The following is a 16253-nucleotide window of genomic DNA, read 5'->3' as shown; positions in this document are numbered from 1 at the left end:
ATCCCCTTTATAATTAAGTAAAATAATTAAATAATTAAATAATGTAATTATTATATGTTATAATTATTACATTATATTTATAATAATTATAATATGTATACTATAGTATAGCAAGGAGTTTCCTATGCAAGATTTATTTTCTAAAAAATTAATATTATTAAACTACGAAGCCAAAAGTAAAGATGATGTAATTGAAAAAATGGCCGACATGCTCAATGAAAATGAATATTTGAACAACAAAGAAGATTTTATAAAAGAAATTAAAAAACGAGAAGAAATAAGCGGAACAGGTCTTGAAGAATATATTGCAATGCCACATGCAAAAGGTAATTTTGTTAAAAAACATGGAATAGCTATATTACGAATTAAAGGAGAAGGGTTTGATTTTAACGCTTCCGACTTACGACCTTCAAAATTATTTTTCATGATAGCTGTACCTGAAAAAACTACAGGTAATACTCATATTAAAACAATATCTTACCTTAATAATATATTTAATAATGAAATTTTAAGACAAGAAATTATGAGTACAAATGATACAAACAGATTTTTAGAAATTCTTTTAAATAGCAACACAGATGTAATCATGAATAACACTAGTTCCAAAAATTTCATTCTAGCAGTAACCGCTTGCCCTACAGGAATTGCCCATACATACATGGCAGCTGAAAGCCTAAAACGAGCAGCAGCTGAACTAAACGTAGAGCTCAAAGTAGAAACTAATGGCTCTAGTGGCGTTGACAATCTAATAGAAGAAGAGGAGATAGAAAGAGCAAAAGGCATAATTATTGCAGCCGGAAAAACTGTAGATAAAGACAGGTTTAATGGTAAACCACTAATTGAAGTTGGTGTAAAAGATGGCATACACAAAGCAAAAGAACTCATTCAAAACATTCTTGATAACAAAGCAAAAATTTATAAGAAAAAAACAGTACAAGGAGAAAGCAAAACAACCCAAAAAACAGGTGGTGCATATAAACATTTAATGAACGGTGTATCCTTCATGCTACCATTCGTAGTGTCTGGGGGAATAATTATTGCAATATCATTCATGTTTGGCATCAAAGCTTTTGATCCAAACGATCCAAGCTATAATAAGATAGCAGATATTTTAATGCAAATCGGCGGTGGTAATGCTTTTTTCCTAATGCTTCCAATACTTGCTGGGTATATTTCATTTAGCATAGCAGAACGTCCTGGCCTTGCACCTGGAATGATTACAGGATTAATGATGAGCAAAGGAAATGCAGGATTCTTAGGGGGCATCCTAGCAGGATTTATCGCAGGATACGTAACTTTAGCAATAAAATCAATAAGTAAAAAAATAATACCACCAAAAATAAGTGGTATTAACCCCGTTTTAACCTACCCGCTTTTCTCAGTACTAATATCAGGATTTTTAACATATTTCTTACTAGCACCAATTGCATATATTAATACATCTATAACAAATATGTTAGATTCACTAAGCGGAACAAATATGGCATTACTGGGTGCACTACTTGGTGGAATGATGGCAATAGACATGGGTGGTCCTGTAAACAAAGCTGCTTATGCATTTGGAATTGCAATGATAACTGCTGGGAATTATATACCTCATGCAAGTGTAATGGTAGGAGGAATGACGCCTCCACTTGGAATCGCACTTGCAACTAGCATTTTCAATAATAGATTTTCACAAGAAGAACGTGAAGCCGGTAAAGTTTGTTACTTTTTAGGTGCATGTTTCATAACGGAAGGAGTGATTCCTTTTGCAGCCTCAGACCCTTTCAAGGTAATACCTGCTTGCATAATAGGGTCATCTATCGGAGGTTTTTTGTCTGCATTATTTAAAGTAGAGCTTATGGCTCCACACGGCGGTATCTTTATTCTTCCAATAATAACCAACCCATTAATGTGGATAATATCTATCCTCATAGGTGCTTTAATAACAGGTCTATTAATAGGATTTATGAAAAGAGATAAGAAATAATTCTTATCTCTTAAAATAATATTTAAATAAAGTCTAATAAACCAATCTCAATTTTATTGGTGTCTCAAGACTTAAAGTCCTAATCATATCTAGCTTAAGTTCTAAATTATTGGAGTTAAGCTGTTTAAATCCAAACTGTTCTTGAATTTTTCTCGACGTCTTGATTTTGAGTGTAACATTAGAATTATCAATAAGCTCATTTGCACGCGAAGTAAAGTCTGATAAAAAGTAAACTAATACATCTTTATATTCCTTCTCAGACATTGGTATTTCTTCTGACGGCAGAAGTGCCGCAAGAGCATCATTCACCTGATCCTTACTTTCATTAATAATCTTAGTAACAGTTTTTAAATTAAAATCAATATCAAGAATATTTTTACCATTCTTATTTGCTATCTTAAATATAGGCATTCTCTCCTTTGCAAGATAATCTTTTAAAACCTTAACCAAATTATCAAATTGAACAATTAAATTAAGAGAATCACCATTAGACTTAATATTTAAGAGGTTTAGACCTAATTTTTTCCCTTCATCACCAAAATATTGCTTTATCTTATCAATGGGGAAAAGAGGCATTTTAGCTATTTCCTCTCCTACAAGAGTTGCCACAAGTTCTTTTCTGATCTTTTCAAATTCTTTATCAACATTAAATATTAATGAAACTGTTCCGCTCGCATCATCTTGTAAATTAACCTCTGAAATTGTAGTACAAGCAATAAATATTAAAGGCACAAGCATCAAATTATAAAATCTATCCATTTAACAATCTCCTTGCATATACAACAAACATATATACATGCACTAGCTATTATAATAAAATATTAAGTATCAAAACAATAAAACAATAGGAGAAAAAAACATGCATGACCAAACATTAGATATATCACATTTCCAGAAATTACTAGATAAAAGCTTAACACCATACCATTTAATAAACTACATTGAACAAAAACTGGTATATTATCTTAATGCAAAGGAATTAAAACTTGACGATAAATGGACATTAGAAACAGGATATTATTATGTAAAAAAGGAAGGAACAAGTCTTATTGCATTCAACATTAACACTAATAAAATACATGAACCATTCTTAATAGCAGCAGCACACTCTGACAGCCCTGGATTAAAGCTCAAAATAGAATCTAGGAAATATAAAGATAATGTATTCTCTCACCACATCGAAACTTACGGTAGTCCAATAATTTCAACCTGGACTGACAGAGACTTAAGCTTATCAGGAGTTGTATACTTTAATAAAGATGAAATAATTAACTCAGAATTAATAACAATTGAAAATATTGGGATCATACCAAATGTTGCCATTCACTTAAACCGAAATGTCAATGAAGGATTTGCATATGATACTCATGAGAACATAATCATCATCACAAGTTTTAAAAAAAGCATTAAAGAAAAAATTCTAGAAAAACTGCAAATATCTGAAAAAGATTTCCTATCATGCGATTTAATATTTACAGCATCAGAATCTGCTAAAATTATAGGTAGCGAAGGTGAATTTCTAGCATCCAAAAACCTAGATAACAAATCGGGATGCCATGCCATCATGAATGCATTTGTTCATACAAATAACAATAAAAATAAAGTAGCTGTATTTTTTGACAATGAAGAGATTGGATCTTCAACTTCCAGAGGAGCTGACTCAACACTATTAACAGAAGTCTTAGAAAGAATTGATCATGTTTTAAATCTAGGAAAAGAAGAACATCTAATCAAACTAAACAAATCATTCAATATTTCAATGGACGGAGCACATGGGGTTCATCCAGGCTACATATGTAAACATGACCCAAACTATCAAATAAGTCTAGGAAAAGGAGTAACCATTAAAAGCAATGCCAATTTTAAATATGCAACAACAGCTCATGGATGTGCAAAACTTAAAGCCTTAGCCATGAAAAATAATATTAAAATTCAAGAAATAATAATGAAAGCAAATACAAATGCCGGAACCACAATTGGCCCAATTTCAAACTCCCAAACAGGAATTGAAACTATAGATATTGGAACTCCAATGTGGGGAATGCACTCTTTAAGAGAAACTATTGCAATATCAGATCATATAGAAGCAATCAAACTTCTCAGAACATTTTTTGAAAATTGGAATTAAAATCTGGAACAAATAAAAGAAATAATTGTAGTTGAAGGCAAAGATGACGCTAAGAGAATAAAAGAACTATTTAAGTGCACTATAGTTGAAACTGGTGGATTATATCTTAAAAAATCAACCATTAATGTTTTAAAAAAAGCAATAGAAACAAATGGAATTATTATTTTCACTGATAGCGACAAAGCAGGAGATCTAATTAGAAAACAAATACTTAAAAAAGTGGGCTACTTAGATCAAAGCAAAATTAAACATGCTAATCTTAAAAATAAAAATCAAGAGGTAGAAATGTCTTCTAAAATTGAAATAACAACAATTTTAAAAAAAATAGGTACTTTTTATAACGAAAAACAAAAAGAGGGTCTAAGTTTAAATGATTTAATAGAACTTGGAATCACAGGGGCTCAATCCAAGAAAAAAAGAGAACAAATACAAAAACACTTCAGTTTGGGCAATGGTAATAACAAAAAACTACTTGAAAGACTCAATTATTTTAAAATAAAACGAGAAGAAATAGAAAAAATAATCTTAACAAAAGAATAAAAACTCCCCCAGAAGGAATTGAACCTCCGACCAAGTGGTTAACAGCCACCTGCTCTACCGCTGAGCTATAGGGGACTCAATATCTAAACATTATGCTAAATTGAAATTGTTTTGTCAAGTCATACAATCCATAAAAAATAATCTACTTATCCTATAAGACTTTCAAAATAGCATCAGCAAGGATTTTAGAATCCCGGTCCCTAAGCTTAGAAGATCTAATTGCCCAAGCTTCCTCGTCAAATGCTAAATTTCTAACCTCAACTAACAATTTAGTCTTAACAACATTATTTTTTAGTACATAAAGGTTTTGGCCCTTAATATAAGGGGTTCTCTTAAAACCTTTTGTCATTTTTTCAATCATACTCTTAGAATGAGCATCAAAACCCTTTCCATCCTCAAACTGGTAATAAAATCCCATACACCGAGGTGCACCAACACTATTATCAGAATGCAAACTAATATAAAGAACATCTTGTTCCTTAACATTTTTATACTTATTTATAAATTTCTTCACAACAGCTAATCTTTTCCTCAAACCTTCTTGAGTACCGTTTATCCAAGAGTCAACCGTATCAGTTTTATTTAAATCATAATCATTATAAACTTCATTCTTAACATTAACAAATGTATTATTAGCAGACACACTATCTCTGATTAAATGATCAGGAGATAAAATAGTAAGCTCAACATTAGCACCATATTCTTTAAGATACACATAAAGCCTTAAAGCAATATCATAAACATATTCATCCTCGACAACAAAAATTTCATTCTTAAGTCCGTCTCTAGCTTTAACAATAGCACCAGGATCAAGGCCTCCATGTCCAGGATCAATAATGATTAATTTATTTTTTAGGCTATTATTTTTAACTGGCCGAGATTGCACAAGACTTTCAAAACTTTTAAAAAGTTGACTTGCTTTCTTATAGGCATTCAGAGGCGAATACCAATCTTCTGAATAAAACTCACTTGGTTGACTCCCTTTTTTAGGCTTATACCAATAATAAAAAACTCCATTAGCCTCAAATATAGGTATTTTAGGCTCCAATACAACTAAAGCACTAATATCAAAAACATCTCTATTGTCTAAAACATTGGAAAAATTTAAATTTAATTTTTTACTCTTAGCAGAAACAATATTTGCAATAGCTTTAACTGTATTTTTAGAAGTTTTATCCACAAATTCTTTTAGCTCTTTATTTGCAACAACTGGTCCTTTGCTTTTATCATAAATCTTAAGTTCCTGATTATGAAAAATACTATTCCCATTTAAATTATTCCAACTTTTAAGATCTTCAAGCAAAACCCCATATTTACGAGCAATACTATATAATGTCTCACCAACAGACACTTTGTGGGACATAAACGTTTCACTACTTCGATTTTCGCTCTTTAATTGTAAAGATTTAGAACTTGGCAAATCTTCTTCAATAACTTTTGAAACATCTAAAATTGAATCCGCCTTTAAATTTATTGCCTTACCTCCATTAAGACGGACAAGATGCTTTGCAGTAACACCATAAATATATGCAATTTTCCCAAGAGTCTCTCCTCTCTTTACATAATGAAAATTGACATTCCCAGAAGTCCTTTTTAAATATAATTTTTGACCAATTATTAAGCTCTTATTCTCTAAAGAATTAAATCGTATAATATCCTCAATACTAATATCAAAATCCACAGAAAGCTTGGAGAGCGAATCACCCTTTTTAACTATATATGGCTTTAAAAAATTAGGTTCATCCAAATTCAACTTAGAACCAATTTTAAGAATTTTAGAACTTAAATTATTCCAAGCAAGCAATTCTTTTTCCTTAATGCCATATTGTTTAGATATATCTTCAATAGTATCGCCGACTTTAACAACATGAATTTTGGCATCAAGCTTGCTTGACTTAGGCTTCATATTATTCTCTTTAGTAATAATTTTGTTAACCTTAGAAGAATTTGGAATAACTAATATACGCCCAACTCTAATATGCTCAGACTTCAGATTATTTGCACTTTTAAGTTCTTTTATTGGAATTTTATATTTAAGAGAAATCGAATATAAAGTATCACCTTTAACAACTTCATGTTTAAAATCAGCATATAAACTAAAGTAACTTACTATCCATAAAACAATACTAAGTCCTTTAATCTTAAAAATAAAAGGCCTAGTATTTCTCCTTAATCCCAGTATTTTGAACAGTATAATCATAAATGATCCAATAATAATCATACTTTTTTAAAAAAAAGGTATATCTTTTGGCTACATAAAAATGACCATCTTCAAAATACACATCAGATACAACTTTTCCTGCAGAATCTGTATAAGTTGTTTCAATAATAGAAAATTTACTTGGAACTTTTGAAATAGCAGAATTACTATTATTCCATAGATAATCTTTATACTCTTCTAGCATATTATTAGAACCTGATTTAAGTTCTTGCTTATAAAGATATGATTTATTTTGATCACTTAAAATAAGACTTTCAATATCAATATATAAAAAGAATTTTTCTCTCTCCCCAAGCCGCAACGCTGAAAATAAATATTCAACAACTTTATCAGGGGATAAATCTTCTCTTTTCAAAATACTTTGAATTTCACGATTGGAAGATAAATTAGAAAAGTCAAATTTTCCTGCAACATCATCCATTTTAGGTTTTAAAAACAAAGTAATAACATTAGACTCTACACGCTTTTGTGGATCTGAGATATTTGGGAAAAACATACCTTTGACAAAATAAACTCCATCTTTATCAAATTGTACAAATTGATTTAAGCTCATCACTACAGAAAATCTCTCATTAGGTCTTAAACTAAGAGTTCTTACAGGAATCGCAACATTTTTTGCCCTATCCTTAACATATTCAAGAGACCTTTTAACTTTTATGTTAGTAGTATCTGTAACATCAAAATCAAAACCGAAAGTATTAACATCTCCTATTTCAAGAACAAGTAAATCATCAGACGAGTTACTAAGCGAAACTTCAATAGAAATATTACTATTAACACGATAAATTGATTGATTGAAAAACTTTATCTTAAAATCAAGACCCTTATAATCTCTAGGAAAAAGCATAAAAGGAACAACCATAAGAGATATAACAAAAAATAAATTCCTAAATTTCATAAACTCCTCAAAATCTAATTATATTATACATAACGAAACAGAACATATCCATTAATATATAATATTATACTAAACTACATAAACAAAAAGGTAAAAAATGAATATAGAAAAAGAATTAACTACCAGATTAAATGACAATCAAAATCTAAAAAAAATACAACAACTTATTAAAAAAAATCTACCCTTTACAATAGTAGGACATGAAGGATTTTTTAAAGCTTTCCTAATCAACAAAATAAAAGAATACAGCAGTAGTAATAAAATTATATTAATAGTTAAAAACGAAAGTATATCAGATGAACTCAAAGATGATTTAATACAAATTACAGATAACATATATGAACTTAACTATTTCAGTCCCCTTATATATAAAGATATCAGTTCAAAAAGTAAAATTTTTATAAAACGAGTAAAATTTTTAATCAATTTTTATGAAAATAATCCTGGGATCTACATTGTTTCACTAAAATCCCTACTTAGCAAAATCCCTACAAAAGAAAATTTATTTAAAAACATTTATAAAATTCAGACAGGCACGATAATAAACATAGAAAATCTTGAAAGTAAACTTATAAAACTAGGATATGAAAAAACAATGAGGGTTACATTACCTGGAGAATTTACAATAAAGAGTGAAATAATAGACATACACTCATTTAATAAAACAGAACCAATAAGAATTTCAGTGGAGGTTGATAAAATAAAAGAAATCAAATATTTTAATTCCTTAACTCAATTAAAAAAAGGAACTCCAATTTTTGAATTTGATATAATTCCCAAAAAGGAAATCATTTGGAATGATGAAAACATAAATAAACTAAAACACCACTTAAAAGAAAATGAATATAAAAAATTATTTGAACAAATTGAAACAAAATATAATGCAAGAGCAGAAGAAATATTTTATCCACTAATAGGAGACACATACCTAAACCAAGAAATAAATAAAGATACACCTATTATAAATTTAGAAATACCAAATTTACAAGAAGAGATCAAAAAGATCTATAAAGAGTATGAAAAACTTTATAGCCAAGCAATAGAGTCTGGAAAAAAAACAATTGCACCAAAAGAAATTTTCATAAATTTGAGCGATTTAAAATTAAAAACTAACATTTTTATTGTGAAAACCCCTGCAAATATAAAAACAAAAGAACTAATAGAATTTAATATCGAAAGTGATCGTAAATTTTTCTCAAATATCACACTTGCAAAAGAAGAAATACAAAACTGGCTAAACAATGGATTTAAAGTAATCATTGCAGCAGAATCTAATTCACAAAAAGAAAAATTAAAATATATCTTCAAAGATCTGACAAAAATCAAAATTGAAGTTTTAAAAATATCAAGCTCACTTATAATAAACAAAGAAAAAATAGCCATTATCCTTGAATCAGATATCTTTAATAGAAGACAAAAAACAAATAAAGCTTTCGAATCATCAAAAACTAAAACTATTGATTCATTTATTGAAGTGGAAAAAAACAGTTATGTTGTTCACATAAACCATGGAATTGGAATATTTCGGCAGATAAAAAGAATTAAAACGAGTCTTCTTGAAAAAGACTACATTGAAATTGAATACGCAGATAACGAAAAATTATTTATTCCAATTGAACAAACACATCTTATTCAAAGATATATTGGAAATGAAACTCAAAATATAAAATTAGATAAAATCAGCTCAAAAACCTGGGAAAAGAAAAAAGCTTATGCAAAAAAAAGAATCGATGCAATTGCTGATAAACTTGTTGAACTTTACGTGAAAAGAGAAAGTACTAAGGGATTTCAATATCCTCAAGACAATGAATGGCAATTATTATTTGAATCAGAATTTCCATACGATGAAACTCCTGATCAATTAACAGCAATATCAGAAATCAAACAAGATATGATGAGTTTAAAAGTAATGGATAGACTTTTATGCGGAGATGTTGGCTTTGGTAAAACTGAAGTCGCAATGAGGGCTGCATTCAAAGCTGTCATGAGCAAAAAACAGGTATCAATACTCTCTCCAACAACAATTCTTACAGAACAACACTTTAATACATTTAAACAAAGATTTAAAAACTTTCCAATCAACATTGCAATGCTAAGCAGATTTATAAAAAAATCAAAAGAAAGAGACATTATAAAAAAACTAGAAACAGGAGAAATTGACATAATAATTGGAACACATAAAATACTCTCTAAGAAAATAATATATAAAAACTTAGGACTCATTATAATTGATGAAGAACAAAGATTCGGGGTAAAAGAAAAAGAAAAACTAAAGGAAATAAAAATCTCTGTTGATTGTCTTGCCCTATCAGCAACTCCAATACCAAGATCCCTTCATATGTCATTAATCAAATTAAGAGACATTTCTGTCTTAAAAACTCCACCCCAAAACAGAATAAAAATAGAAACTTATGTAGAAGAATTTAACGAGCTACTGATTAAACACGCAATAGAAAATGAACTTTCTCGAGATGGACAAGTTTTTTTTGTACATCACAATATTCAAGAACTAGATTTAATAAAAGCAATGCTAGAAAAAATGGTTCCTTATGCAAGAATTGCAACCATCCATGCAAGACTTCAAGGGGACCAAATTGAAAATATTATGCATGATTTTATAAATAAATCATATCAAGTATTACTAGCAACAACAATCATTGAAAATGGAATAGATATTGAAAATGCAAATACAATAATAATTAACAATGCGAATAGATTCGGACTTGCACAATTATACCAGCTAAAGGGCAGAGTTGGAAGAAGTTCACAGAAAGCCTTCGCTTATTTCTTATATAAAGAAAATTCAAGCTTAAACGAAAGTGCAATTGAAAGACTAAGGGCAATATCTGAATTTTCAGAACTTGGAACAGGATTTCAAATTGCAATGAAAGATATGGAAATAAGAGGTGTTGGAAACTTACTTGGACGCGAACAACATGGAGAGATCGAATTTATTGGACTAGATTACTACTTAACAATGTTAAACAAAGCAATTGAAAAACGAATGGGAAAAAATTCTAAGGAAGACGAAATCACTATTGAAATCAATTACAATGGATTCATCCCCGATAGCTATATAAATAATGAACAAGACAAAATATCAATTTATAAAAAAATCTCAAGGGTTCAAAACGAGGAAGAAAATAACAAAATAAGGACTGAAATTTATGACCAATTTGGACCAATCCCAAAAGAACTTAATAACTTACTTATATTATCAGAACTCAAATTACTTGCAAAAAAACTCAATATTACCAGCCTTAAAGAAAAAAATGAGTTACTTGAAATCGAATATTTAAACACAAAAAGTATTCCTGCCGAAAAAATAATGCAAATCATAAAAGACAATCCTACTATACTGAAAATAAATCCAGAATATAAAAATTCCGTTTTCTTAAACCTAAAACATATTAAAGAATCAGAAAAAATAAACTGCATATATAAAAATTTGAATCTATTATTATAATAAGAGAATAAAAGATATGAGAATATTAACAATTAACACAGGAAGTTCTTCATTAAAATTTACACTTTATAAACATAAAAATACACAAATACTAATATCTGGAACAATAGAAAAAATAAAAACAAAAAAATCAATAATTAAAATTAAGACCAAAAATGGCTTAATAGAAAAAACAGATAAACACATCAAATCACACAAAGAAGCATTAAAACAACTGATTAGAATATTAACAAACAAGAAATTAAAAATCATAGAAAATCCAGATGAAATTCAAGGAATAGGACACAGAATTGTACATGGAGGTCCAAATTTTAAAAATTCAACAATACTTAACACAAATACCTTAAGCGAACTAAAGAAGATATCCAAGCTTGCACCTCTTCACAATCCAACTGCAATAAAAGTCATAGAAATAACACTTAAAATATTTCCAAATGCAAAACAAGTTTTATGTTTTGACACATCATGGCACAAAACCATGAATGAAAATGCATTTTTATACGCCACACCATATTCTTGGTATAAAGACTATAATATCAGAAAATATGGATTTCACGGTTTATCATACTCATATATAACAACAAGAGTTGCAACAATACTTAACAAACCTAAAGAAGATCTAAACTTAATAATACTACACCTAGGCAATGGCTCAAGCATCAATGCAGTTAAAAAAGGACTATCTTATGATACAAGCATGGGTCTTACCCCTCTTGAAGGCCTTGTAATGGGCACAAGAAGTGGAGATACAGATCCTGCAATTATTCCTTTAATGAGCAAACTTTTAAATAAAACTCCAAAAAAAATCGAAGAAATTCTTAATAAGCAAAGTGGTATGCTTGGCATATCTCTTAAGTCAAATGATCTAAGAGACATCTGGGAAGGAGTAAAAAATAATGAATATAACTCTAAACTTGCAGTTGAAATAATGGCTTATAGAATAAAAAAATACATTGGATCTTACCTTGCAGTACTTGATTTCAATATTGATGCAATAATTTTCACAGCTGGCATTGGTGTTACAGATTATGGAATAAGAGAGTTATCACTAAAAGGCTTTGAAAAAATTGGAATAGAAATTGATCCTCAAAAGAATAATTTAGCAAGAGACAAACATACAGAATCTGATATCTCAAGTGAAAAAAGTAAGACAAAAATACTTGTAATACCAACAAACGAAGAATTAACCATACTTGAAGATACCTACAATTTAATTACAAAGCTTTCATAAGGTTTAGAACAAAGATATAAGATATAATCTTCAGCATATTTAACAAATAAATCATAAAAAAAGTTTAAAAATTAATCATAAAATGATCTTATCTTTAAAAATAGACTTACTAAATTAATCAAAATATTTTAGTAGTGTAAATCATATTAAAGTAAAACTTGCTTCTTGATATCTTCAAGGACCCTTTCTCCCTTAACAATCTTAAGCAAAGTAAAAGCAAATTCAAAAGCTGTACCAACACCCTTAGAAGTAATAAAATTATTACTAATAACAACATCCTCATCCACAAATTCGCCATCAGTAATATCATTTTCAAATCCAGGATAACACGTAAATTTATTTGCACCTAAGAGTCCCTTTGCAGAAAGCACAATTGCTGGAGATGCACAAATGGCTGCAATTAACTTGCCTTGTAAGTTCATATTTCTTAAAATCTTATCTAAATCTTTAGATTCAAAAAGATTGATAGCACCAGGCATTCCTCCAGGAAGTATTATTAAATCAAAATGGTCCTCACTATAATCTGATATTTTTTCATCAGCATAAAAAGTAAACCCTCTAGAACTTGAAACAACCTTATCATCATTCAAACTGATAACTTTCAGATCAACACCACCTCGTTTTAAAATATCCATAGGAATTATAGCTTCAATTTCTTCAAAACCATTCGCAAGTATAATTGCCACTTTCATAATAAAAACTCCTTAATGCTGATGGAGGGACTTGAACCCACGACAACTCGGATATGAGCCGAGTGCTCTAACCAACTGAGCTACATCAGCTTGTAGCCATTAAAGTGTATAAATTCAAAGATATTTTGTCAATATAAAATCATACTCTTAATCTTAAACTACACACTCATTTCATTAAAAAGATTACAATCAATATACTAAGAAATTCAACTTACAAGATAAGTACTTGGTATTTTTTAAAAAAAAGAAAAATAAAATTATTACTGACAATAAATTACATCTCTTAATATGAATGAAAATAAAAATTTTATAACTTAAATTATATTCATTTATTGAAGTAGGTTTAAAAACAATAGAGGATCTGGAATGAGTAATTTTAAAACAATATGATATACTTATGAATCGAAAAAAACAAAAGATTGGTATGGTTTAAATGAAAAAAATTGTTTGTATAGCTATCTTTTTTATCCATCATAATTGTTTCTCCTACAACTTTTGGACTACAAAAGATAAAGAAAAATTAATAGATAACATAGTAAGTCAAATGAATGATAAAGAATTATTGGGACAAATGTTCATGATAAGTTACCCGGAAGAACAAATAACAAAATTTGTACTAAACTTCATAAAAGAGAGAAACTTAGGAGGAATTAAAATCTTTGGATGGAATGCCAAAAACTTACACATGCTAATAGAAAGTATAAATAAAGCACAATCGATTTCCCAAAAGAATAGATTTAAAATACCTTTATTTATAGCAACGGATCAAGAAGGTGGATGGACACAGCATATCAAACTCAAAACATCAAAGACAATAGGAAATCTTGGAATCACAGCTACTCTATCACCAAATGACTCCTACCTTACAGGATATCACATAGCAAATGAGATAAGACAACTTGGAATCAATCTAAATTTTGCACCCATAACAGACATTTACAGCAATGAGGAAAATTTTACAATAGGACCAAGGACATATTCAAATAATCCACAAATCGTTTCTCTTTTTGCTCTAGCCTTTTACAAAGGACAAAAACAAGCGGGAATAATTTCAACAGCAAAACACTTCCCCGGACATGGAAATACTGTTGTTGATTCTCACATAAGAATGCCAATAATAAACTCAAATTTAAGAGAAATGCAATCAAATGAATTATTGCCATATAAAATATTAATACAAGAAAATATTCCAATGATTATGAGCGGACATCTAGCATACCCAATGCTTACAAATGGCAAAGAAATACCTGCATCATCTTCAATTAAAATCATAAAGGAACTACTTAGAAAAAAGTTGAAATATGATAATTTAATAATAACAGATGATTTATTAATGAATGCAGTAAGATATAACAATGAAAGCATTTATGACACAATTGAAAGAATTATCAGAACTGAAACTGATATTTTATTAATATCACTAAACGAAAACATACAAAATAACGCATACAATAAACTATTAAGTCTCATGCAAAAAGATAGTGAAATAAGAGAAAATATCATTAAATCTAACAAGAGAATACTTAGAATAAAGTTAGAATACTTAAAAGAAAGAAAAAATGAAACTGAAATTTATTCAAATCATAAAAAGGTTCAAGCAATACCTACTAAAGAAGGTAAAAATTTTTTTGAACAAAGTACATTAAGAGGGACAACTAAAATAAAGTTATCAAAACAAGTATCAAAGCATAAAAAAACACTTTTAATATCACCTTATAACACAATGATTAAAGAAGGGAAAAAAATATTTCAAAACAGTTCCGGATATTACTATGATTATTATCCCTTAAACAACATGAACCCCACAAAACTGAAAGAGATAAAAAAACTAATTGAAAAACACGAACAAGTTATCTTTAATCTCTCAACACCCGCTAGTCAACAATACATAGAAAACTTAAAAGAATATAAAGACAAAATAAGTATAATTGTATCGCTTACACCCCAACATATTAAAAATCTAGACTGGATACAAAATATAGTAATAGTATATGGAACAACAATACTGTCTTTTAAATCTGGATTTCTCACTTTAACAGAAGATTTTAATCCAAAAGGAAAAAACCCCTTAATAAAATTTAAGCCTTAATATCGTCTTTGATGTATGCGATTATTTGACTCTCTAAAAGATTTAAAGAACTATTTTTAATCTTAAATCCACTAGCATGCTTATGTCCGCCTCCACCAAAATACTTTGCAAGCTCACCCACATCAAAATATTCTCTAGAACGAAGCCCCACCAAAATAGAACCATCTTCCGTCTCTTTTAAAATAATTAATATTTCATTATTCTCAACATTAGAAAGAAGCGCATAAAAAAGTTCATTAACGCCACTAACATTATTATCCTTCTTAGAATTGAAAGGCAAAATAGTAAGCAATACTTTTCCATCGAAATAAGCTTTAAGATTGTTTAACATCACACTAAGAATATCTATTGAAGTTAAACTCTTAACAGATTCAATATAATTATAAACATCCTTAAGACTTAAACCTTTAGAGACAAGTCTAGCTACCATTTCAAAAGGTTCAGGATCACTTCTTGAAATAAATCTAAAAAATCCTGTATCTGTGCAAAATCCAACCAAAATATACCATGCTTCCTCTTTAGTAACCTCATACCCAAATTTTCTAATTAATTTCTCAATCAAAAAAGTAGTTGAAGGAGAAAAAGGATCAATATACCCAGGAACATCCAACTTATCACCCGATGCATGATGATCAATAACAAGAATAGGCATATCTTTTACATAAAAACCAAACTCATCTCCAATTCGATCAAATATGGAGCAATCCAAAATAATAACAGCATAATCTGAAGAATCAACATCTGGCCATTTAGATAAAAACTTATCTTTAAAAGGAATTATTTCCTTTCTCACAAAAGGACCTTCATTTAACATAATGACCCTTTTACCTATTCTAGACAAAAAAGAAGCTAAAGCTAAAGACGAGCCAATACAATCAAAATCAGGATCTTTATGCCCAATAATAATAAAACTATTATATTTTTTAATAAATTCAATAACATCTATCATAAAAAAATATTAACAAACCTTTCACATACATCAACAATTAAATCTTATAATTAAACATTTTACAATA

Annotated in this window: 11 protein-coding genes and 2 tRNA genes; 6 read left to right on the top strand and 7 right to left on the bottom strand. The window is 29.0% G+C overall.

Annotated features, from left to right (window positions below; genetic code table 11):
• Positions 1 to 124: 124 nt before the first annotated feature.
• Positions 125 to 1972 carry a fructose-specific PTS transporter subunit EIIC gene (locus bpSLO_RS03185; RefSeq protein WP_025375621.1) on the top strand — a complete coding sequence of 616 codons (1848 nt, stop codon included), beginning with the start codon at positions 125 to 127 and terminating at the stop codon, positions 1970 to 1972.
• A gap of 33 nt (positions 1973 to 2005) precedes the next feature.
• On the opposite strand, the gene bpSLO_RS03180 is transcribed toward bpSLO_RS03185, so the two are convergent.
• Positions 2006 to 2731, bottom strand: a complete 726-nt coding sequence (locus bpSLO_RS03180) for a hypothetical protein (RefSeq protein ID WP_025375620.1) — start codon at positions 2729 to 2731, stop codon at positions 2006 to 2008.
• 100 nt (positions 2732 to 2831) lie between these two features.
• On the opposite strand from bpSLO_RS03180, the gene bpSLO_RS03175 reads away from it, so the two are divergent.
• Positions 2832 to 4100: a M18 family aminopeptidase gene (locus bpSLO_RS03175; protein ID WP_025375619.1), complete on the top strand. Its 1269-nt coding sequence runs from the start codon at positions 2832 to 2834 to the stop codon at positions 4098 to 4100.
• A 3-nt stretch (positions 4101 to 4103) separates the two neighbouring features.
• Positions 4104 to 4640: a ribonuclease M5 gene (gene rnmV, locus bpSLO_RS03170; protein WP_038447856.1), complete on the top strand. Its 537-nt coding sequence runs from the start codon at positions 4104 to 4106 to the stop codon at positions 4638 to 4640.
• Between the two features lie 3 nt (positions 4641 to 4643).
• On the opposite strand, the gene bpSLO_RS03165 is transcribed toward rnmV, so the two are convergent.
• From bpSLO_RS03165 to bpSLO_RS03155, 3 genes are all read right to left on the bottom strand, one after another.
• A tRNA-Asn gene (locus tag bpSLO_RS03165) sits at positions 4644 to 4715 on the bottom strand.
• A gap of 76 nt (positions 4716 to 4791) precedes the next feature.
• Positions 4792 to 6840, bottom strand: coding sequence for a LysM peptidoglycan-binding domain-containing protein (locus tag bpSLO_RS03160; protein ID WP_038447989.1), 2049 nt, complete (start codon positions 6838 to 6840; stop codon positions 4792 to 4794).
• The gene (locus bpSLO_RS03155; RefSeq protein ID WP_025375617.1) at positions 6797 to 7759 is read right to left on the bottom strand and encodes a hypothetical protein; all 963 of its coding nucleotides are present in this window, start codon (positions 7757 to 7759) and stop codon (positions 6797 to 6799) included. Before bpSLO_RS03155 ends, bpSLO_RS03160 begins: the two co-directional genes overlap by 44 nt.
• Before the next feature lie 97 nt (positions 7760 to 7856).
• On the opposite strand from bpSLO_RS03155, the gene mfd reads away from it, so the two are divergent.
• The gene (gene mfd / locus bpSLO_RS03150; protein WP_246989795.1) at positions 7857 to 11225 is read left to right on the top strand and encodes a transcription-repair coupling factor; all 3369 of its coding nucleotides are present in this window, start codon (positions 7857 to 7859) and stop codon (positions 11223 to 11225) included.
• A gap of 16 nt (positions 11226 to 11241) precedes the next feature.
• The gene (locus tag bpSLO_RS03145; RefSeq protein WP_025407347.1) at positions 11242 to 12456 is read left to right on the top strand and encodes an acetate kinase; all 1215 of its coding nucleotides are present in this window, start codon (positions 11242 to 11244) and stop codon (positions 12454 to 12456) included.
• A gap of 146 nt (positions 12457 to 12602) precedes the next feature.
• Here bpSLO_RS03145 and bpSLO_RS03140 read toward each other — a convergent pair whose 3' ends face one another.
• Positions 12603 to 13148 (bottom strand): DJ-1 family glyoxalase III, encoded by a 546-nt coding sequence (locus bpSLO_RS03140; RefSeq protein ID WP_025375614.1) that lies wholly within the window; start codon positions 13146 to 13148, stop codon positions 12603 to 12605.
• 16 nt (positions 13149 to 13164) lie between these two features.
• Positions 13165 to 13238, bottom strand: a tRNA-Met gene (locus tag bpSLO_RS03135).
• Between the two features lie 454 nt (positions 13239 to 13692).
• On the opposite strand from bpSLO_RS03135, the gene bpSLO_RS03130 reads away from it, so the two are divergent.
• Positions 13693 to 15237 carry a glycoside hydrolase family 3 N-terminal domain-containing protein gene (locus tag bpSLO_RS03130; RefSeq protein WP_051480049.1) on the top strand — a complete coding sequence of 515 codons (1545 nt, stop codon included), beginning with the start codon at positions 13693 to 13695 and terminating at the stop codon, positions 15235 to 15237.
• Here the strand turns inward: bpSLO_RS03130 and bpSLO_RS03125 are convergent.
• The gene (locus bpSLO_RS03125; protein ID WP_025375612.1) at positions 15227 to 16186 is read right to left on the bottom strand and encodes a DHH family phosphoesterase; all 960 of its coding nucleotides are present in this window, start codon (positions 16184 to 16186) and stop codon (positions 15227 to 15229) included. The two genes, bpSLO_RS03130 and bpSLO_RS03125, sit on opposite strands and share 11 nt — an antisense overlap.
• Positions 16187 to 16253: the final 67 nt, after the last annotated feature.

This window comes from Borrelia parkeri, assembly GCF_023035815.1.
GTDB lineage: Bacteria > Spirochaetota > Spirochaetia > Borreliales > Borreliaceae > Borrelia > Borrelia parkeri.
Note: the sequence above shows the minus strand (reverse complement) of the source record. Positions and strands in the feature narration are given on the sequence as shown.